This is a genomic window from Aquisphaera insulae (assembly GCF_011064615.1).
Classification (GTDB): domain Bacteria; phylum Planctomycetota; class Planctomycetia; order Isosphaerales; family Isosphaeraceae; genus Aquisphaera; species Aquisphaera insulae.
Genome location: NZ_JAALJH010000006.1, coordinates 175,923 through 194,869 on the forward strand (window position 1 = coordinate 175,923; position 18,947 = coordinate 194,869).

Below are 18,947 nucleotides of genomic sequence, written 5' to 3' on the forward strand. Positions count from 1 at the left end.
AGACCGTCGCTCACGCTTCCGGCTCGGAACAGATCTCGAAGGCTCCCCTCAGACCGGGGCAAATTCCAACTTATCCGATTTACATTCGCATGAATACGTTTTAATTCAGAGGCTGTGAGCTTCGCAGATACGAGAGCAGATCGCGCACCTGGGCGTCATCCAGCGGCTTCAGGATCCCCTCGGGCATCAGCGAGTGCTTCGACCCCTGGATCTCCTCGACGTCGTCGCGGCGGAGAGCAATATCCCGGCCGTCCGCGCCACGGAGGACCAGGGACTGCGGATCCTGCTCGGTCAGGATGCCAGCCAGCACCCGTCCGTCCTTCGTGGCCACCTGGACGGACTGGAATCCCTCGCGGATCTCGGCGTCGGGATCGACGATGTTCCGGAGCAGGTTGGGCAGATCGTTCCGCATGTAGCTCGTCAGGTCCGGACCGACCTGGGCCCCCTCGCCGAAGAGGACGTGGCACTTGCCGCAGAGCCCCATGAAGACCACCTTCCCCCTGGCTCGGTCCGCGGCGCCGGTGCGGACCAGGGAATCCAGCCGCTCGACCTCGCGGCGAAGCTGCTCCGTCGCGGCGCCGCGGGCGTCGGGCCAGAGGCGGGCGAGGAGGGCGACGATCCGCGGATCGTGGTGGACGGAGAGGGTGCGAACCGTCTCGGGCATGATCCCCGCGCGCTCGATCCGGCCGGCGTCGATCGCCTGAAGCAACGCCAGCGCGGATCCCTTTCGCGCGGCCAGCAGCGTCTCCGCCGCGGCGCGGGCGTCATCGGGCATGGAGGGATAGCAACCGAGGATGGCCGGGGCGATCGAGGGGTCATCGAAGGGGAGCAGCGCGTTGAGGGCCGTGAGCCGCAGCTCGCCGCCGTCCTTCACGGCCAGCTCGCGAAGCGCCGGCACGACGCGAGCCTGGCGGGTCTCGCCCAGGGCCTCGACGACGGCGATCCGCCGCCGCGGGTCGGCCGACGGATCGGCGGCGATCTTGAGGGCCTCGTCGACCGCGCCCGGCCGCCCGCGCCGGAGGTCCAGCAGCAGGGAGCCGCCCCCCGATCGCGCCAGTGCCGCGGCCAGCTCCTCCGGCATCGTGGCCAGCGAGCGCCCCTTCGTGGCGATCTCGAAGCCCTGCATGAGGAGGCTTCGGCTCCGCAGGTCGGGCGCCGCGTCGAGCAACTGAGCACACGTGCGCAGGTCCTTCTGAGATCCCGCAGCCGCGAACCGCTGCATCAGCCGGGCCAGGATCTGCTGCTGAACGATCGGCCGGCCCCAAAGATCGCGGTCCCTCAGGAGCGTGAGCACGGCATCGCGATCGGTCCCGCAGCGGGCCTCGATGGCCCACCAGAGAAGCAGCGGGACGTGCACGTCGGCCGCGTCCTCGTCGCGAGCCAGCAGCCGCGCGACGATCGGCAGTCCCTGGTCCGCCGGCAGCCGGCGGGACGTGCAGGCGAGCTGGCTGCGGACCTCGACGTTGGGCTCGCGGACGGCCAGGGCGGCGAGGCTCGACGCGACGGTCGGCGACACCCGGCCGGAATCGCCGAGCAGGCGGATCGACCAGATCCGGACGTATGGATCGGCGTGTTCGAGGCCACGTCTCGACTCGGCCTCGTCCAGCCCGCCGCAGGCGTTCAGGCCCCAGAGGGCCTCGAGGGCCGCCTGACCGGATCCGGAATGGAACGCCTCGCTCAGCCGCGGGATGGCCGTGCGGTCACGCCGATCCGCGAGCAGCCGCAGGGCCGTGGCGCGCGCCCAGCGATTCCCGGTCAGCAGCACGGAGACCAGCTCGTCGCTGGACTTCTTGCCGAGATCGGGGACGGCCCGACGCGCGAACCCCGCCGCGGAAAGCCGGTAGACGCGGCCGTTGCTGGGGTCGATCGTCCCTTCGTGATGACGGAGGTGGGCGATCTGCCCCTCGTAGAAGTCGCAGACGTAGATCGAGCCGTCCGGCCCGGCCTTGATGTCGACCGGCCGGAACCAGGGATCGTCGGATCGGACCGCGTAGCCGATGTCGTGGGTCCGGAACGTCGACCCGTCGGGCAGGATCTCCGCCTCCACGACTCGCCCCTGGAGCGGTTCGACGCCGAACAGCTTGCCGCGATCCTCGGGGCGGAGGGCGTCGCCCTCGTTGATCAGGAAATTATGCGTAAACCGCTCCACCTTCTCATGCTTCATGGCCGGGAAGTAGCCGAAAGCGTAGGGGTTCGAGAGCGGCCCGTGCTTCTGGAAGCCCTTGAGGGAATAGCCCCCCTGGACGTAGTGGAATCCCCGGGTATCGCCGCCGTTGTGGCCCGAGAAGATCCGCCCCTTGGCATCGATCTCGACGCCGAACGCGTTGCCGCCCCCCTCGGCGAAGATCTCGTATCGCTTCGACTCGGGATGATATCTCCAGATGAGCTGGCCGAGCGAGTGGACCGGTGTCTTGTCCAGCCCGGGGCGGATGACGTCGCCGCTCACCGTGCTCCCCTGGGCGGCGTAGAGCCAGCCGTCCGGTCCCCATCGCAGGCTATTGACGACCGAATGCGTGTCCTCGAGGCCGAAGCCCCGAAGGTGCACCACGGGGTCGCCGTCCGGGACGTCGTCCCCGTCATGGTCGGGATAGAAGAGGAGATACGGCGGGTTCAGCACCCAGACGCCGCCGCGGCCCCGGACGCAGGACGTTGCGATGTTCAGGCCGTCGACGAACGTCTTGTGGCGTTCATAGGTCCCGTCGCCGTCGGCGTCCTCGTGGATGGTGATCCGGTCCAGGCCCCGGTCGCCCAGCGGCGGCGGCGCGGGGACCTTGTCGTAGACGGCCCGCCAGAACTTGTCGCGGCTCAACTCGACGAGCCCCGCCGGGTTGGGGTACTGGCGATACTCGACCAGCCAGAGCCGCCCGCGCTCGTCGAAGTTGAGGAAGACCGGCTGGGCGATCGTGGGCTCGGCCAGGACCGGCTCGATCCTCAGGCCGTCGGCCGCCACGAGTCGCCGAGCCGCCTCGGCCGGGGGCAGCGGCTTCGGCCGGGGTTCCTCGGCCGGCGACGGCGGCACGAGCACGAGGCCCAGGCAGAGCACGAGGAATCGTCGTTCGAAGCGGTTACTCATGGCCATGCTCCCCAACCTCATCGCGCCACCCGGAGGACCGGTTCCGGCAGCATCCTCTCGATCTCTCCCACGCGGTAGCCGAATCCGGGCCCGTGAACGGTCGACAGATCGATCTCGCCGCCACGTCGTCGATAGAGGCCCGGATGGACGGCGGCCTCGGGCCGCGAGGCCTCGGGGTAGAACTGCATGCCGTTGGTCTCCACGCCCATGATCGTCCCCGCGTGGGCGGCGAGCTGGGCATGAGACACCTGGGCGAGCATCGGGTTGGTCAGGTCCTGGACCATCAGGGTCATGCCGTGCGCCCGGGCCCAGCAGAGCGAGAGGATCGCGCCGGTCTGCGTCTTGCAGGTCTTGAGCGCCACGCCCGACCAGCCGAGCTCGCGTCCCAGCCGGATCATCCGCCAGTCGTGGGCGCTCTCGTCCAGGAAGAGCGGCTTCCGCGCCGCGACCGGGCGGACGTCGATGCGAGCCGCCTCCAGGTCGTACGGGAACGGCTGCTCGACGTAGAGCGTCATCGCGTAGATCCTCGGCCGCTCGCGGAGCAGGCGGTCGAGGATCGCGACGACGTATTCGGGATCGCGGACCGTGCAGTTGAAATCCGCCGAGAGCCACGCCACGCCCTCCTCGATCGCCATCTCGCCGACGGCGACCAGGCGATCGAAGTCCCAGGCCGCGTCGTCGCCGCGCAGCTTGACCTTGAGGCATTTCAGGCCGTCGCGGCGGATCCAGTCGCGGAGCAGGACGGGGTAGCCGTCGTCCGGCTCGTCGCCCGTCAGCTCGGCGTCGGTGACCGGGTCCTTGCCCCCCACGAGGTGCCAGGCGGGGATCCGATCCGGCCGGGGATGGACCAGGAACTCGTCCGGGTATCGGCCCCGGAAGTCGACGCCACTTCCGGCGACCGGTTCGAGGAAATGAGACAGGTCCCGATTCAGGAACCGATCGGTGTAGGTCTCATAGGTGGGGACGTCGTGGAGGATCCCGTAAGCGTCGTGGATCGCCAGGTCGAGGGCGGACGCGCAGACGAGCGCCGCGAGCCAGGGGACCGGCTCGGATCCCGATCGCTCGCGACGATTGAAATCGCGAAGCAACCGCGGGAGCACCCGCTCGAGGAATTCGTGCCCGACCTCCAGCGGGTGGCCGGGTTCGATCCCGGCCCTGATCCACTCCCCAACCACCTCTCCGGTGAATGCCCGTAGGGCCTCGTGCCGCTCCGAATAGCTCAAGCTCCCCGGCCAGACCCAGGCCACGCTCAGCGGGGTCTCCCCCCAGCCCTCGGCCCGGCGGCCCTTCCTGTCCTCGATCGTGACGCAGACCCGGGCACACGTCACCTCGGTGGTGATCTCCGGACCGAACTTGAGCGGCACCCGGTTCTCGATCCGCACGAGATAGAGGCTCGCCGCGACGGGTCGAATGTCGGTGTCCTTCGCCATCACTGTCCCTTTCCCGCTGGCTTCTCTTCCGTTCTTCTCTGAGCGCTGTATGCGTGTGTGGTCAGTCTTCCCCTCCCCAGCCGAGCGCCATGGCCGCCAATCCGACGAAGGGCAGAAGGGCCGCGAACATGAAGGCCGGGCCGAAGCCCCCGGTGGCGTCCTTGATTCGTCCGGCCTCCGGCAGGAAGCCCGCGACGAACAGGTTGCCCAGGCCGCCGAGGATGCCGACGACCAGGCCCGTGTGCGTCGCGGAGACGTCCTGGCAGGCCGAGAAGTAGTTGGCCATGAACGCGGCCGTCCCGAAGGCCATCACCATCAGCATCCCGACCGCGATGGCGTCATTCCGGATCAGTCCGACCCAGGCCCCGCAGCTCGTGAGCACCGCCGCCCCGGCCATGACCGCGAGCCGGGCCCGCCGCGTCCCCGCGCCTCGATGCACGAGCCGCCGCAGCGCGCCGCCGCCGAAAAGGTTGCCCGCATCGGCCGCAAGGTAGGGCAGGGCACTGATCAGTCCGCCCTTGAGGAAGTTCATCTTGCGGTCGTCCTGGAGGTACGTCGGCAGCCAGTTGACGAGGAAATGCCAGCAGAGGTTGATCGAGATACCCACCACGACCAGGACCCAGAACCGCCGGTGGCGAACGACCTGAGAGAGGCTGTTCGCCCAGTCCGGCCCGGCCGCGCCGGTTGGGAGCACGCGGGCGACGAGGAGCCCGCCGACCATCAGAGTCGCCGCGCCCCACCAGATCGCCCGCAGCCCGATCCAGGGCGCCGACGCCGCGACCATCGCCGCCAGGATCACGAGCAACACATAGGCTCGTCCCACCCTCGACGCGGGAGCCGGGTCCGTTCCGCGACCGGGTGAGATCTGGTCCGCATGGTCTGCTCCTTCGGAGGCCGACACCAGGGCCAGCTTCCTCGAATACCACAACCACGGCCCGATCCAGAGGAACCCGATCGACCCGACTGCCAGGAACGCGGTCCGCCAGCCGTAGCGGTCCGCCAGCGGCGTGACGATCAGCGGGGTCAGCACCGCCCCGACCGCGGCCCCGGAGTTGAAGATCCCGCTCCCGAGCCCCCGGTCGGCGGGCGGCAGGATCCGCGACGTCACCCGAAGGGCGCACGGCCAGTTGAACGACTCCCCGACGCCCAGCAGGGCCCGACACCCCAGCAGGATGCCGAGCCCCGGGGCGAACGCCGCGGCGAGCCCCGCCGCCGACCACCAGCCGACCGCCGAGGCATAGACCGTCCGGACGTCGCGACGATCCGCGACCTGCCCCGCCGGGACCTGGAACAGCGCGTAGGTCAGCGAGAAGGCGGCCAGGACCCAGCCGTAGGATTCGTTGCTCAGCCCGTACTCGGCCCGGATCAGCGGCCCGACCAGCGCCATCGCCTGCCGGTCCATGTAGCAGAGGACCGTCGAGGCGAACATCAGCCAGCAGAGGCCCCACGCCCAGCGAGGCGCCCGAGGGGCCTCGGTTGCCGACACGACCTGGGACACTTCGACACTCATGGACGCGTCTCGCCCCGGCCAAGCGACCAGCGGATTGCATTCGCGAGCAGCCGGTTGAAATCCTCGCTCCCGAAGTCGTCGATCTGGCCGAGCGACGTGTAGAAGACCCGGTTCCTCGAGGCCGGTTGGTTCGTCCAGGCGACCGGCTCCGGCTCCTGGCCCGGGATCGATCCAATCAAGAGGGGCGTCGTCGTCGAGGCCAGCGGCCGGACCTTGTAGAGGCTCCCGTGGCCACGAACCCTGGCCGGATCCACGCCCGCGAGGATCGGATGGTCCTTCGACCCGGGCGCGAGCGTGACGACGACCGGCGGGCTCTCGGCGTGATGATTCTGGTAGTTGCCCCCCAGCACCTCGGCGTCGAACGCCTCCCAGGCCGCGTGGCCCTCGGGCGGCACCTTGCCCTTCCGCGGGGCGAACGCGTGACTGGCCGTGCGGATGCCGATGACCGGCTTACCGGCCGCCACGAACCGGCGGAGAGCCTCGACCTGAGCCGGCGGGAATAGCCGGCGGCGAGCGCTCACGAGCAGACCATCCGCGCCCTCGAGCTCGCCGATAGCGGGCAGGTCGTCGGGATCCCGGGAGCTGCCCAGGAGGTACGTGACCCGGTAGTCCTTCGTCAGGTGTGAGGAGGCGAACGCGGGCAGCGAGACCTCGGTCCGGTACTCATCCTCGTCGATCAGGAACGCGATCCGCGGGCGAGCGTCCCCCTTGAACCGAAATGGCGTCCCCCCCAGGATCTGGTCGCTGCTGATGCTCGGGCAGACGAACTTCTCGACGTGCTCGACCATCAGATCCGTGCCCGCGTGATGGCCGACGAACGGCGCCCTCGCCGGGTTGTACATCGTGTCCGTGAGGTCGCGCATCAGGACCACGTTCCTGCCGTTCTTCGCGAGCTGCCGCAGGCCGAACGGGCGCCCCAGGACGCACATATTCAGATGCACGCCCATCAGGATGACGTTCTTGATGCCGCGAGACTCGAGGATGCTCCAGACCTCCTCGCCGCCGGCCGTGATGAAGTCGCGGGATTCGTCGATGGTCAGCAGGTCGGTCTGGGACTTCCAGGGGAGCTTCGGATTCCGGCCCATGCCGGCCAGCTTCTCCGCCCAGGCGGCGTGTTCGGCCGGGTCGTCGTCCTCGCCGCCGTCGGTCTGGTCGATCGGGTACTTACCCCGTTCCTCGGCCGGGATCCGGTCGCACCAGCTCCCGATCCCGGCCGGGATGTTCGACGCCCGGGGCACCTCGATCGCGCGGCGGCGGGCGGCATGGCCCTTGTAGAATTCCATGCAGTCGCTCGGGGCGTGGATGATCGTCGCCCCGCGCCCCCGGGCGGCCTTCAGCACGCGTTCCATCGTCGGGGCCATCTCGGCGCCCCGGCGGACGGCGTTGAGGCAGTGGTGGGCGTCCCACATGTCGCAGACGATGAGCGCCGTCTGATTCGGCGACCAGGCTTCCGCCTTCTCCACCAGGGCGAAGCGACCGGGATGATCGGGGGCCTCGACGCGGGACCGAAGTCGCAGGCGATAGGGGGACGCATCCTCCGCCTGAGCCGTGGCCGGAGCCGTCAGGACGAGGATCGCCGGCAAGAACCGGCCGGCAAGCCGGAGGAAGGAGGCGAGGTTTCGCATGGTGGGCCGGGCTCCGCGGGTGTGATGGTCCGGGAAGGCGTGCTCATGCTACGGCGTCGGTTCGGGCCAGTTCAAGTGTCGATGCAGGAATCGGAACGTCCCCACGCCGTGGATCGTGTGCGGGCCGACGAAGAACTCGATCTCGGTCTTCTCCGGGATCCCGAGCTTCGCGGCGTAGAGTCGGCGGACCTTGGCGTACTCGTAGGCGACGGCCTCGTCCGGGGCCACGCCGTCGAAGTGCCCGCGCTCGACCATGAACGGCCGCGGGGCGATCAGCGCGGCCATCTCCGCGTAGTTGAACGTGCTCCCCAGGTCGAACTCGAAGATCTCGTACTCGGCCGTCCAGACGTAGCTGTACCGGGATCTCGTCGTGGCGTTCTTCCAGACCCACTCGTTGAAGTCCGCGGAGCAGATCGAGAGGCAGTAATCGGTGATGGCGGCCGGGATCCGCATGGCGGACTTGCCGCCGTAGCTCAGCCCGTAGAACCCGATCCTGGCGGGGTCGACCATCTCCAGCGTCTTCAACCAGGCGACGATCTGCCGGTGCTGCGGGATGATGATCGAGAACAGCGACTTCCCCAGCGGATTGGCCTTCCGCTGGAGCGTCCGGAACCGGTCATGAAAGATGTATGGGTTCTGGGGTGAAAAGGTGATGAATCCTCGTTCGGCCAGGCGGACCGCGAACTGGTTGTAGGCCGGGTTGTTCACCCGCGGATCGGCCACGTCGCTCGGTCGCCCCTCCAGACCGTGCTGGCAGACGACCACCGGACGCCGCTCGCCGGGTTTGATCCCCTTCGGGACCAGGAGGATTCCGAACGCGAAGACGTCGGGGAAGACGTCGAGCGTCACCTCGTAGCCGGTGAACTTCGGCTCGGCGAAGACCTTCCTCGATTTCGGATTCGGCGCGACGAGGGGATCGTCGAACTTGCCGATCACGGCCTCCTCGAAGGTCTTGCGATAGGGTCCGATCGTCTTCCGATACGCGTCCGGTGACGAGGTGTCGAGCCCCTTGAAGAAAGCCTCCCGGACGCCCGCGGATTCGCCGAGGAGATCCTCGTCGAGTCGTTCGAGCTCGCGAATTCCCCGGGCCGCGCGTGCCGCCGGGTCGGGGACGGGGCCGATGGCTGGCGGGAGCGATGCAGCCTTTTCGAGCACGAGACGGGCCCGGAGTGCGTTCAGGAAGAGGGCGAGCGACTCGCTCGAGCCGAAGGATCGGTGGCCATCGCCGACGACCTCGATGGGGACGGCCCCGGGGAGACCCTGAACGAGCGCGTCGGCGCGCCTCGCCTCGGCGCGAACGGTCTCGCCGTCCTGCGGAGCGAGCGAACCGGGCGCCGCCTTGCCCCCCGGCGGGACCGCGACGTTCGGGACCTGGGAGGCCTCAAGGATGAGGGGCCGGGGGGCGATCATCGCCGCGACTTCGGCGTCGCCGAAGCGTTCGAGCAGGCCGAAGACGTTCCGGTCGACCGGCTCGGTCCAGATCCGCGACCGATCGCCGAAATAACCGCTGACGCAGGTCGCCGTCGCGGTCGGCTGCACGGCCGAAGCGTAGAGGGCGAGCATCCCGCCGTCGCCGTAGCCGATCAGCCCGATCGGCCGAGATTCCTGGGGGGATTCCCGGTCCGACTCGAACCACCGCAGCGCGGCGAGGACCTTGTTCATCTCGTGGCCGATGACGTGCCGACCCAGCTCGAAGGCCGATCGGTAGATGTGCTCGCGATCGGGGATGCCGTCGGGCGTGAGCCCGCGATCGACGAGCGCGGGGACCAGGACGCGGCAGCCGCTCCGTGCCAGTCGGAGCGGAAACCGCGATTCCTCGGCGACTCCCGGCACCAGCCCACAGAGGGCCTCGGGGGACTGGGTGGAATCCGGGATCGCGACCACGTCCGCCAGGTGGATGTTCTTCCCCTTCGGGATCAGCATCAGGCCTTCGCCGTGGACGTCCCGGAAGGCGTCCCACCGCACGGCCACCATGCGGACCGTGTCATCCTCGGCGATCGTCGGCCCGTGCCGGGTGTCGGAGAGGATCTCCATCGCCGCCGGCGGCTTCGCGGGGCGGTCGCGGAGGCCGAGGATCTGACACAGCCTCTGCCGGTTGCCCTCGATCGAGCGGTCCCAGTCCAGGGCACTCGTCAGGCGTCGGTTCCAGAAGCCCGGGCGCTTCGACGCGGACTCGTCGATCTTGCGGAGGAGGAAGCGGTCGATGCCGTCGACCATGGCCGAGGCGAGGTCGCCGGCCTGGGTCAGCGGCTGGGTGCCGGGGAGTCGTTCCGGGGCCTCTGCAAGCGACAGGACCGCGAGCGCCAGGAAGGTCGTGACCATGGGAAACTCCTCGGGGATTCGCTCACTTCGGCTTCCGTTCCTCGCGGTGGGCCAGGAGGAACTCGAGCAGGTCGCGGAAGTCCGCCTCCGGGACCTGCTCGGCCATGTTGGCGGGCATCGGCGAGAGCTGGGCCGTCGACCGTTCCTCGACGGACGACTTCGGCACGCGGACCTCCTTACCCTGGGCATCGGCCAGGATCAGGAGCTCGCCCTCCTCGCGGAGCAGCAAGCCGGAGAGGACCTGGCCGTTCGCGAGCGCCAGGTTGGTGACCCGGAAGCTCTGGTCGACGTTCCGATTGGGGTCGAGCACGTCCTCGAGCAGCCTCTCGAGGCCGCGGCTGCCGATGCCGTCGAGCTGGGGGCCGACCCGCGCGCCCTTGCCCTCGATCTGGTGGCAGATGCCGCAGGTCTTCTCGAAGACCTTCGCCCCCTTCGCCGTGTCGTGCGAGCTGGTCAGGAACGACTTCCGCCGGCCCTCGAGCAGCTCCCTCATCTTCTGGTCGGCCGGCGGGAGGCCCTTCAGGAGCACCCCCATCCGGTCCTTCAGGTTCGGGATCTCGGCGCTCTCGAGGCCGATGACGACCCTCCGCTCCTGGAGGATCCGCGCCGAGGCCTTGCCGGCCTCGATGGTCTGGAGGAGCGAATTCGCACCTTCGGGCCGCCTCGCGAGCGCGGCGGCGATCGTCGACTGGAGTTGCTCGGGCGCGATCGGCAGGGCGTCGAGGACGGCTTTCCGGGCTTCCGGCCGATCCAGGTTCGCCAGCGCGATCGCGGCGGCCTCGCGCACCGGGATCGGCGCGTGGCTGTTGGCCGTCAGGTCGCGGAGGACGGGGAACGCCTTCTCGGGATCCACGGCCGCGATCGCGTTGAGGGCCTCGGATCGGAGCGATTCGGAAGTATTGCCGGTGGCGAGCCTTCCCAGGTCCGGGATCAGCTCCGGCAGCGGGAAGTCCCGAGCCGCCTGGATGGCCAGGGTGATCTGATCCGCCTGCCCGGAGGTGATCCATTGCCGGCAGAGCTCCGCGGCCATGCCCCGCAGCGCCGGATCGATCGGCTGGTGGCGTTCCTCCGCGCCCTGCTGGACCTCCTTGAGCAGCTCCACCCGGTCTCGGGTCGAGCACCGGCGATCCTTCACGAACGTGGCGATCGAGGCGACCGCGTCCCGGTCACCATATCGGGAGACGTGATGGACGTAGCGACGAAGATCGAGTTCGCCCACCGTGGCCTTCATGACGTGGGCGAGGAGGAACTTCGCGGCGTGTTCATCGTGGACGCCGACCGCGACGTCGGCGAGGCACTCGCGGTCGCGAGCCGACAGGTCGGCGGTTGCGAGCGACTTCCAGACCTCGAGCCGTTTCAACTGGTCGCGGAGGGCCATCCGGGCGACGTGCAGCAGGTGGGTGTCGTCGGCCCTGGTGGACTCGCGCAGATCCAGCAGCGGGCGGACGTTCGCGGGGTCGGGATGCGCTCCCAGGGCCTCGGCCGCGGCCCGGCGGACGAACGCGTCCTGGTCCTTGAGCCGTTCCAGGACCGCGGCCCGAAGCTCGGTGCCGGGGGCCGGCCGCTCCACGACGACCTTCATGGCGTGGACCCGGAGGTCGCGGTTCGTGCTCGCCTGCGAGGCCCGGATGACCTGGGCGTCGTCGAGCCTGCCCGTTCGTTGCAGGATCCAGAGGGCCGACGGCTGGGCGGCGGCCGGCGCCTCGGACCCGAGTGCGACCGTCAGGAGCTCCGTCGCCCGGTTGCCGCCCCGCTCCGCGAGCTGATTGGCGGCCGTCATCCGGACGGCCAGGTTCGGGTCGCCGAGCGCCTTGACCAGATCCGGCACCGCGGCCTTCGTCCAGTCCGTCGACGGGGGCGCCGCCGCGGGGCCGCTGCCGCGGTAGACGATCCGCCAGATCCGGCCGCTGGTGCGGTCGCGGCCGGGGTGGGTCAGGGGGACCTCGTAGTGGCCGATGATCCGATTGTAGAAGTCGGCGACGTAGAGCGCCCCGTCGGGTCCGAGCTCGATGTCCACGGGCCGGAACCAGTTGTCCTCGCTCCAGACGAAGTCGGGCTGCTCGATGCCGACGGGGGTGGAGCCGTGCCATTCGATCCGGTCGTGGTTGACGCGGTTCGTGACCACGTTGCCGATGAATGTCGTGCCGCGATAGGCCGGCGGGAACTGCTCCGCCGCGTAGTAGGAGATCCCGGCAATCCCGGTGGAGCCGTGGTCGTGCGTGACCATGTCCGGGCCGAAGCCGAGCCCGTCGTGCGGCTTGCCGAAGCTGGGATACCAGGCCCCGCGGAGGAGCTGGTAGACCGGCCGGCTGTGGCAGTCCGCCGAGTACAGGTTGCCCAGCGGATCGAACGCGAGCCCGAAGGGGTTCACCTGGCCGTGGGTGATGTACTCGGCGTGCGAGCCGTCCGGACGCATCCGGTACGTGTTCCCGGAGTGCATCTCGATTGGCTTCTTATCCTTCCCCTGCACGGTCGAGTTGTTGGCGTACCCGTGGCAGGCGTAGATCCAGCCGTCGAACCCCCAGGTGAAGGCGTTGGTCATGCCGTGGGTATCGAGGTGGCCGAAGACGCCGTAGAGCGTCTCTCGCGAGTCGGCCCGGCCGTCGCCATCGGTGTCGCGCATCAGGAAGATGTCGGGGATGTTGTGCACCAGCGCGGCGTCGGACGAGGGGAGCGGGAGGAGTCCGATCGGGATGTTCAGCCCGTCCGCGAAGGTGGCGATCGACCGGGCCCGGCCGTCGGGGCCGAAGTCGGAGAGGATCTTCACCGTGTCCCGGCCCTTCGTCCCGGGCTTGACGGGGTAGGGATACTCGACCGTGTCCGTGACCCAGAGCCGGCCGCGATCGTCGAAGGCGATGTTGAGCGGCTTCTGGATGTCGGGCTCCGCGGCCACGAGCTGGATCTCGAAGCCCGGCGGGACGTGCAGGGCCTTCCGCTCCTCGGCCGGGCTGCGATGGGGCAGCGAGGAGACGTTCTCGACGGGGGCGGGCGACTGGGCAAGCGCCGCGGCGGCGCCCCCCGACAGGACGACGAGGCAGAGGGCGGTTCGCGACGTCGCGGGCCAGCTTCGCATGATTCGGCTCCGTGGCAGGACGAACGGGTGGCGATCGAGACCTCGAGGGGGGGCCGTCAGGCGTCGGGCCCGGCGACCGGATCGGGGCGGGTCCAGGAGAAGAGGGTCAGGGGAACGCCATCGGGGTCGTGAAGGCGGATCTCGGTGAAATTCTCGCGGGCATTGAGGGCGGGCGGCGTGACTTCGATCCCACGCTCCGCCAGCCGCCGATACTCGGCCTCGACGTCGGGGACCAGGAAGACGAGGCGGGCGTCGCGGCGCGGCTCCTCCCCGGGATCATCCTCGCGCCTCTGCTGGAGGGCGAGCCGCCCGTTGCCCGCCGCGAGCAGGACGAAACCGCGAACGGCGTCGGTCAGGACCGGGAACAAACCGAGCGCCGCCGAGTACCACCGCAGGCTCTCCTCCCAGCTCCTGACCTTGATGACGGTCATGAACAGGTCGGGGCCGGGGATGTCCGTCGTCGGCGATGGGGTCATCTCGGGGTGGTTCACGGCCGGGCGGACCGAATCACGAGGTCGGTAGTCATGCCGAGCGATTCTGCCACGGCGGGAAGGCAAACGCGAGAGCGCTGCCGGGAACGCCCATCCTCGGGGGTCGCCGTCGACGGCTTCCTGCTATCATGGCCCGAACGCCGACGACCGGCTCGATGTCGGACACGGCCATCTGAAACCATCCCCGGGAGTCGTCGTGGCACACGGAGAAGAAACGCTCATCTCGACGGTGGCGGTCGGACTGTCCTACGCCTTCGGCGGCGGGCTCCTGGCCGCGAGGCTCGGCCTGCCGCCCCTGGTCGGCTACCTGGTGGCCGGCATCGCGGTCGGGCCGTTCACGCCGGGCTTCGTGGCCGATACGGCGCTCGCCCCGCAGCTCGCCGAGATCGGGGTCATCCTCCTCATGTTCGGCGTGGGGATGCACTTCTCCATCAAGGACCTGCTGGCCGTCCGCAAGATCGCGGTCCCCGGGGCCGTGGCGCAGATCACGGTCGCCACGGCCATGGGCGTCGGCCTGGCGCTCCTCTGGGGCTGGTCGTTGATGGCCGGCCTGATCTTCGGGCTGGCCCTGTCGGTCGCGAGCACCGTCGTCCTGCTCCGGGCCCTCGAGGATCGCCATCTGCTCCACACCGGCGACGGGCAAATTGCCGTCGGCTGGCTCGTGGTGGAGGACCTGGCGATGGTCCTGGCCCTGGTGCTCCTCCCCGCGCTCGCCGGCGGCAACGGCGAGGGGGGCGGGCTGTCCGCCTGGGAGCTCTTCCAGGCCCTGGCCCTGACGCTGGCCAAGGTCGCCGCCTTCGTCGCCGTGATGCTCGTGGTGGGCGTCCGGATCTTCCCGTGGATCCTCGCTCGGGTGGAAGGGCTCGGCTCGCGAGAGCTGTTCACGCTGGCCGTGATCGCCCTGTCGCTGGGCGTGGCCTTCCTGGCCGCCCGGATCTTCGGCGTCTCGTACGCCCTCGGGGCCTTCTTCGCCGGGGTCGTCGTCAACGAGTCGGAGCTAAGCCGGCGGGCGGCCAGGGACCTTCAGCCGCTTCAGGACGCATTCGCCGCGCTCTTCTTCGTCTCCGTGGGCATGCTCTTCGACCCGTCCGTGCTCACGCAGCACCCGCTCCCCCTGCTGGCGGTCGTGGCGGTCATCCTGGTGGGCAAGTCGGTGGCCGCCTTCGCGATCGTGGTGGCCCTGGGCAAGCCCCGGAGCACGGCATTGACCGTCTCGGCCTCTCTCGCCCAGATCGGCGAGTTCTCGTTCATCCTGGCCAGCCTGGGGCTCTCGCTGAAGCTGCTCCCCCCGGAGGGCCAGAGCCTGATCGTCGCCGGGGCCATCCTCTCGATCATCCTCAATCCGCTCGGCTTCAAGCTCATCGAGCCCTGGACGACCCTGGAGGCTCACGCCGACGAACCGGATCGCCCGGCCCCGAGTCATTGAGGCGCGAGCGAGGATCGATCCGAGGCCGATTCGTCCCGCGCCATCCGCCTCGACGTCACGGCGGCCGGCTCCCCCTGATCGGCATTCACGACGACTCGCGGCTCGGATCGGATCTGGGCCACCAGCGTTCGGGCAAGCCATCGCCCCACGCTGATGCTCGGCTCCTCGACCATGAGATACACGACCCACGACAGCGCGAATGCCGTCGCGATGCCCCCGGCGATGCAGGCCGCAGGGGAGCCGGTCAGCCGGTCGAAGACGGGAAACACGCCCATCAACAATGGCACATGGATGAGATAGAGCGAGTAGCTCACCTTGCCCAGCGCCAGCAATGGCTTGCGCCTGAGGAGGGCCGCGAACCGCTCCCTGGAATCGGCGAGGGCGATCAGCAAGACCGCACCAAGTCCCGAGAGCATCTCGGTACGGACGTCCGGATAGGTCCATCCGATCCGCGACGTCACCGGCCGGTTGAAGATCAGCGACATGCCCAGCAGGAAGAGGAGAATGGCCGCGGACCGCGAGGCCTGTCTGAGCCGAGCCTGGATCTCCCCGCGGTAACGGGCGGCGATCACCCCCATCACGAAGAGCGGCAGGAAGAGCAGCGAGGTGGAAAGCCCAAACATGCAGGCGACCACCACCGACAAGGTGCTCACGAACGCCACGGCCGACCACGACCGGGCGGAGCCGATGAGGAAGAAGAAGAGCGGGAGGAGGATCGCCACCTGGATCTCGACGCAGATCGACCAGAGGGCCCCGTACAGCATGTCCAGGTTCGGTACGCCGAAGACCAGGCTGAAATGGAGGGCAAGGTCGCGGGCCGTGATCGGGGCGGTCCAATGCGAACGTCCCGACTCGGTGGGAGCCCAGGCGTGGAACGAGTCGCTAGCCAGCCACCGCACGACCAGGGCGAAGATCAACGAGACCCAGTAGGTCGGATAGATTCGCACGGCCCGGCGGGTGAGGAAGTCGACGATGTCGAACCGGCGGCCCTTCGGCGCCACGTACGGGAGCGCCAGCACGAACCCGGACAGGACGAAGAAGAAGTCGACCATCGCGGCCCCGTCCAGCAGGGTGTAGACGGCGCGACGGGTCAACCTCGAACCGAACGATGCGGCGTCCCAGGGGAAGAAGGAAAAAGCATGTCCGAAGCAGACAACCAACGCCGCCACACCGCGCATGGCATCGAGCTGCGAGATTCGATCGTGGGTGTTCGAGGCCGATTTCTCCCTCTGCCCTTGACTCATCTGGAGCCCTCCGTCGCCCGACTCCCAGGCCCAACGGACCGGCTCGCCGAGAGTGCGTGGAATGTAACTGTACCCATCGCGGACCGGACACGTTCCCGACCGAGGCGAGGAGTCTGACGGGACCGTGGTCCGCCAAAAGCCTACATCGCAAACCACATATCGACAAGCCTTTGCCTCGACCCACTCGGGGGCGCACGGGGATTCCGAGGGGCGGATAGGGCCGTCGACCGGTATCCGGTCCCGCGCCGTGAGACGCACGCGGCCGGCTCGCCCCGCCGCCATGATGCGGCACGTCGATGCGAGCCGTCGGCGAGGGGATTGGCGAACGATCACGAGGAGGCGAGGCGAGGCGAGATCGGCCGAGGTGGATCGGCTGATCGAAGGGACGCGTACCCCGGAACCCACGCGCCTTTCGGTCCGGGCTCCTCGATTTCCGCTCGGCTCGACTGCTCGCCATGCAAGACGGCCGCCTGCGGGTCACGGCACGACGGCGTGCCCCGCACGTCGCTCGGCCCCCGGTTGCACGCGGCCCTCGGCGAGTTGACCGGGGCGTCCAGGCTGAGCAAGCGGCGGGTCGTTCAACTCGGCGCCAACCTGCTGGGCCTGAAGATCTCCGTCGGAATGATCTCCAGGCTGGAGCGGATCACGCCGAGGGTGCTGGAGCAACCCAGGCGATCGGTGGCCAGGCACTCAAGTTGAGGCACTCAAGTTGAGTAGTCTGGGTGGGATCGACAACCAGAGGCATCGCAAGATCGACACGCTGACAGGCCGGAAATTAGCCATCCGCCCCACAATCTCGATCCTGGGTGCGTGGCCACTGATTCCTGAAGAGGTGCTCGCGCTGAACGCCGACGTCGCGATCGAATCGACCGTAGCTATCCCCGGAACGCGGGCGAATTCGCCTGGGGGCAGATCCTGGAGCTTCGCCGTCTCGCCCTCGGCATGAAGGCCCCCGAGCTCGAGGGGCGCGACATCCGCGGCTCGGCGGTGAAGCGGAGCGACGACCGCGGCAACGGCGATGCGGGCCCGCATACCGGCGACCGAGGACAGCAGGACCATCTCCAGGCGATCGCGTGCCCGGGGCGGCAGATCGGTGCCGGGCAGCGAGTTGAGCTGGTGGCGATCTGATTCGTAGCGATGTACGACTATCATATCGAATGATGTAAACAACCACGAGTGAAGACGAACCTCGGCCCCGTTCTTGGTGGCGCGACCGGATTCACTTGCGGGGTGTCCTCGGGTCGTTTTCCGTCGGCGGATCAGGAGGATGCCGCTTCGAAGAGGGATGCTGGTCTTCGGCGGCACATGCACCCGGATCGGGGTGGGTCCGAGTGATGGTGACGCCCGAATAAGTCCGCCGTGGGTGCGAATACGTTTCGTCGAGCCGCTCCGAACTCACGATTGTGGAGTCGTCATGAAGTGTCCCCTCGCCCTCCTGTTGCTTCTGGCGACAACACCCGTCATCGCCCAGGACTCTCCCCACGCACGCGTCGACCGGGTCGATGCCGTGGTTCGTGCGGAGATCACGCGGCAGCAGATGGTCGGCCTGGCCGTCGTCGTTATCGACGACGGAGAGATCGTGTGGACGAAGGGATACGGCTTCGCCGACCGGGAAAAGGCGGTTCCCGTCGACCCCGCCGTCACCCAGTTCCGTTGGGCATCCATCTCCAAGCCCGTCACGGCCATCGCAGCACTGCAGCTCGCCGAGAAGGGCCTGCTCGACCTCGACGCCGACGTGCGGACCTACGTGCCCGAGTTCCCCGACAAAGGGGCTAAGATCTCAGCCCGCGACCTCCTGCGCCACCAGGGCGGGATCGTCCACTACCAGAACGGGCCCGTGGTGCGCACCGAGAAGCAGTACTCGACTCCCCATCCCTTCGCCGATGTGGTCGTGGCGCTCGATCAATTCAAGGATTCCCCGCTCGTCCACCAGCCGGGCACGAGGTACGCCTACTCGACCCACGGCTACATCCTGCTCAGCGCCGTCGTCGAGCGGGCCGGGAAGCAACGGTTCGCCGACCAGGTGAGGGAGCGGATTGCCGAGCCGCTCGGCATGGCCGACTTCCGGCCCGACTACCAGTGGGAGGACATCCCGAATCGCGCGGTCGGCTATAGCCGCCAGGACGGGGTGATTCGCCGACGTCCCGACGATCAGGTCGAGGATGTGAGCTGGAAGCTCGGCGGGGGCGGCTTCACCTCGCCGGCGACCGATCTTGCGGACTTCGGCGTCGGGCTCCTCCGGCGGAAGCTGGTGTCAGAGGAGACCGAGCGGCTGATGTGGACCGTGAACAAGCCCGCCGACCCGGAGGGGGCCAAGCCTTACGGCTTCGGGTTCTTCGTGATCGACCGTCCCGGAAGGGTAAAGCTGGTCGGCCACGACGGGGCACAGGCGAAGGCCAAGACGGCCCTTCTGCTTGATCCCAAGAACAAGAAGGGTATCGCGTTGATGACCAATTCGGAGTGGGCCGACGTCATGAAGCTGGCCATGATCCTCATGGACGAGATCCGATAGACCTCGTGAAATATGGCTCATCCGGCCGAAGCGCGCGCCGGGCTCGGAAATCCGCCATCCACGGGCGTGGGCATGCGCATCTTTTGTAGGGTGCGTCAAGCGAAGCGCAGACGCACCGGATTGCCGATTCATGGGGTACGAGCGGGCGAGTCCATGCTCGCATGGCTTGCCCAAGAGGGGAGCCATCGTGATTTCCAAGGCCGCGCCGATCCGGTGCGTCTGCGCTTCGCTTGACACACCC

At 68.7% G+C, this 18,947-nt stretch carries 11 protein-coding genes and 1 pseudogene; 4 read left to right on the forward strand and 8 right to left on the reverse strand.

Annotated features, from left to right (window positions below; all coding sequences use genetic code 11):
• Positions 1-100 precede the first annotated feature (100 nt).
• The 7 genes from G6O54_RS06090 to G6O54_RS06120 all read right to left on the reverse strand — a co-directional run bounded on the left by G6O54_RS06090 (position 101) and on the right by G6O54_RS06120 (position 13,509).
• Positions 101-3,073 carry a PVC-type heme-binding CxxCH protein gene (locus G6O54_RS06090; RefSeq protein WP_165221567.1) on the reverse strand — a complete coding sequence of 991 codons (2,973 nt, stop codon included), beginning with the start codon at positions 3,071-3,073 and terminating at the stop codon, positions 101-103.
• Positions 3,074-3,090: 17 nt separating this feature from the next.
• Positions 3,091-4,503 (reverse strand): mandelate racemase/muconate lactonizing enzyme family protein, encoded by a 1,413-nt coding sequence (locus G6O54_RS06095; protein ID WP_165221570.1) that lies wholly within the window; start codon positions 4,501-4,503, stop codon positions 3,091-3,093.
• Between the two features lie 61 nt (positions 4,504-4,564).
• Positions 4,565-6,013, reverse strand: coding sequence for an MFS transporter (locus tag G6O54_RS06100; protein ID WP_250846738.1), 1,449 nt, complete (start codon positions 6,011-6,013; stop codon positions 4,565-4,567).
• The gene (locus tag G6O54_RS06105) at positions 6,010-7,638 is read right to left on the reverse strand and encodes a ThuA domain-containing protein (protein ID WP_165221573.1); all 1,629 of its coding nucleotides are present in this window, start codon (positions 7,636-7,638) and stop codon (positions 6,010-6,012) included. The genes G6O54_RS06100 and G6O54_RS06105 overlap by 4 nt, the downstream gene beginning before the upstream one ends.
• 48 nt (positions 7,639-7,686) lie before the next feature.
• Positions 7,687-9,960, reverse strand: coding sequence for an alpha/beta hydrolase family protein (locus tag G6O54_RS06110; protein WP_165221577.1), 2,274 nt, complete (start codon positions 9,958-9,960; stop codon positions 7,687-7,689).
• 22 nt (positions 9,961-9,982) lie between these two features.
• On the reverse strand, positions 9,983-13,033 hold the full coding sequence (locus G6O54_RS06115) for a PVC-type heme-binding CxxCH protein (RefSeq protein ID WP_165221580.1): 3,051 nt from the start codon (positions 13,031-13,033) through the stop codon (positions 9,983-9,985).
• Between the two features lie 56 nt (positions 13,034-13,089).
• Positions 13,090-13,509, reverse strand: coding sequence for a VOC family protein (locus tag G6O54_RS06120; protein WP_165221583.1), 420 nt, complete (start codon positions 13,507-13,509; stop codon positions 13,090-13,092).
• 211 nt (positions 13,510-13,720) lie between these two features.
• Here G6O54_RS06120 and G6O54_RS06125 point away from each other — a divergent pair.
• A pseudogene (locus G6O54_RS06125) lies at positions 13,721-14,893 on the forward strand (cation:proton antiporter domain-containing protein); the annotation flags it as partial.
• A gap of 50 nt (positions 14,894-14,943) precedes the next feature.
• Here G6O54_RS06125 and G6O54_RS06130 read toward each other — a convergent pair.
• Positions 14,944-16,194, reverse strand: a complete 1,251-nt coding sequence (locus G6O54_RS06130; RefSeq protein WP_165221589.1) for an acyltransferase family protein — start codon at positions 16,192-16,194, stop codon at positions 14,944-14,946.
• A gap of 492 nt (positions 16,195-16,686) precedes the next feature.
• On the opposite strand from G6O54_RS06130, the gene G6O54_RS06135 reads away from it, so the two are divergent.
• The 3 genes from G6O54_RS06135 (at position 16,687) to G6O54_RS06145 (ending at position 18,706) form a co-directional block, all read left to right on the forward strand.
• Entirely contained in the window at positions 16,687-16,893 is a 207-nt protein-coding gene (locus G6O54_RS06135; protein WP_165221592.1) for a hypothetical protein, read from the forward strand.
• Between the two features lie 243 nt (positions 16,894-17,136).
• On the forward strand, positions 17,137-17,322 hold the full coding sequence (locus tag G6O54_RS06140; RefSeq protein WP_165221594.1) for a hypothetical protein: 186 nt from the start codon (positions 17,137-17,139) through the stop codon (positions 17,320-17,322).
• Between the two features lie 286 nt (positions 17,323-17,608).
• A complete protein-coding gene (locus tag G6O54_RS06145; protein WP_165221597.1) occupies positions 17,609-18,706 on the forward strand; it encodes a serine hydrolase domain-containing protein in 1,098 nt (365 codons plus the stop codon).
• The last annotated feature ends 241 nt before the right edge of the window (positions 18,707-18,947 follow it).

What these genes read in the sequence shown, in the direction of transcription:
- G6O54_RS06095 (WP_165221570.1), bottom strand. Translation starts at nt 4,503, where the DNA reads ATGGCGAAGGACACCGACATTCGACCCGTCGCGGCGAGCCTCTATCTC.
- G6O54_RS06140 (WP_165221594.1), top strand. Translation starts at nt 17,137, where the DNA reads ATGAAGGCCCCCGAGCTCGAGGGGCGCGACATCCGCGGCTCGGCGGTG.
- G6O54_RS06105 (WP_165221573.1), bottom strand. Translation starts at nt 7,638, where the DNA reads ATGCGAAACCTCGCCTCCTTCCTCCGGCTTGCCGGCCGGTTCTTGCCG.
- G6O54_RS06145 (WP_165221597.1), top strand. Translation starts at nt 17,609, where the DNA reads ATGAAGTGTCCCCTCGCCCTCCTGTTGCTTCTGGCGACAACACCCGTC.
- G6O54_RS06130 (WP_165221589.1), bottom strand. Translation starts at nt 16,194, where the DNA reads ATGAGTCAAGGGCAGAGGGAGAAATCGGCCTCGAACACCCACGATCGA.
- G6O54_RS06115 (WP_165221580.1), bottom strand. Translation starts at nt 13,033, where the DNA reads ATGCGAAGCTGGCCCGCGACGTCGCGAACCGCCCTCTGCCTCGTCGTC.
- G6O54_RS06100 (WP_250846738.1), bottom strand. Translation starts at nt 6,013, where the DNA reads ATGAGTGTCGAAGTGTCCCAGGTCGTGTCGGCAACCGAGGCCCCTCGG.
- G6O54_RS06090 (WP_165221567.1), bottom strand. Translation starts at nt 3,073, where the DNA reads ATGAGTAACCGCTTCGAACGACGATTCCTCGTGCTCTGCCTGGGCCTC.
- G6O54_RS06110 (WP_165221577.1), bottom strand. Translation starts at nt 9,960, where the DNA reads ATGGTCACGACCTTCCTGGCGCTCGCGGTCCTGTCGCTTGCAGAGGCC.
- G6O54_RS06120 (WP_165221583.1), bottom strand. Translation starts at nt 13,509, where the DNA reads ATGACCCCATCGCCGACGACGGACATCCCCGGCCCCGACCTGTTCATG.